Source organism: Bradyrhizobium canariense, from assembly GCF_019402665.1.
GTDB lineage: Bacteria > Pseudomonadota > Alphaproteobacteria > Rhizobiales > Xanthobacteraceae > Bradyrhizobium > Bradyrhizobium canariense.
On the sequence record NZ_VSST01000078.1, the window covers coordinates 1 to 1,210 of the forward strand.

General features: G+C 65.1%; 1 protein-coding gene. It reads right to left on the bottom strand.

Features of this window, described 5'->3' with window-relative positions; genetic code table 11:
* Nucleotides 1-132: 132 nt before the first annotated feature.
* On the bottom strand, nucleotides 133-1,146 hold the full coding sequence (locus FXB41_RS33495) for an IS5 family transposase (RefSeq protein WP_007592298.1): 1,014 nt from the start codon (nucleotides 1,144-1,146) through the stop codon (nucleotides 133-135).
* Between the last annotated feature and the right edge of the window lie 64 nt (nucleotides 1,147-1,210).

Sequence of the window (1,210 nt, forward strand, 5' to 3'; positions counted from 1 at the left end):
GCGAGGGCTTTGCTTAATTGGCCGAGCGGGAGTGAGGCTCGATATGGGGTATTTTTTTGTGCGGCCTCGGATGGCGCGCGAACGCAGACGGTCTTGTTTTCGTGGCCGATCGATGGCCTTGGGCTGTGGCGGTCACACCACACCTCCCGCGGGACACAGGACCGCCCATCGTTTGAGGTTCATGGCCAGGCAGAGAAGACGCAGATGGGTATGATTGCGTGCCAGGCCCAGATAGCGGGCTCGCGCCCAGCCGTAGACGCCCTTGAGGCGCGCGAAGACCTGCTCGACCGGGGCGCGGCGCCGTCCCACGGCGTCGTTGAAGCGCTTCTGCCGTTCGGTCAGGGGATGATGCTTGTTGGGCCGGAACATCAGCCGCGGCTTGATGCCCCGGGCAGCCAGCCCGGCGCGACGCTCATGCTTGTCATAGGCCTGGTCGGCGTAGACCGCCTTCTCGTCACCGCTGATCAATTCGTCGGCGGGCACCGTATCGTTGACCGCAGCGTCGGTCAGCTTGCTGCGACGAATGATCGCCGAGCCCTGGTCGACACCGACATGCGCCTTGTAGCCGAAGTATCGCTTGCCACCCTTCTTGGTCCATCGCGCATCCGTATCGCGCTCGCTATTGACCAGCTTGCTCGGCGGGCGTCCGTCCGGGCCGGGAGGCAGCGGGTCCTTTGGCGGCTTCGGCGGTTTCACGGCCGCCGGGATCAGGCTGGCGTCGATCAATGTGCCTCGGCGCAGCACCAGCCCGCGCGCGTCGATCTGGCGCAGCATCTCGGCAAACAGCGTCTCGTCCAGGCCAGCCTGCTGCAAAGCTTCGCGGAAGCGCCAGATCGTCGTGTGGTCGGGCGTCTCGTCGCCCAGCGCAAAGCCGCAGAAGTCGCGGAACGAGGCCCGGTCATCGAGCGCTTCTTCCAGTTCCGGATCGGACAGACCGTACCATTGCTGCAACAGCACAGCCTTGAACATCACCAGCCGAGGATAGGCCGGCGCGCCACGCTCCGGCTCCGGCAGGCCGCTCAGCACGCGCTCGACAGCCGCCCAATCCACCAGTTCGCCAATCCGCCTCAGGACCGCACCCCCTTTGCCCCGCCGCGACGCCAACGCATCTGCGAAGCTCGGTTGCCCCACCTGCCGATATGCCATCCCCAGATCCTCTTCAGATGTCTCTTAGAGAATCGCAGATTCGCGATTTACGCAAAGCCCTCGC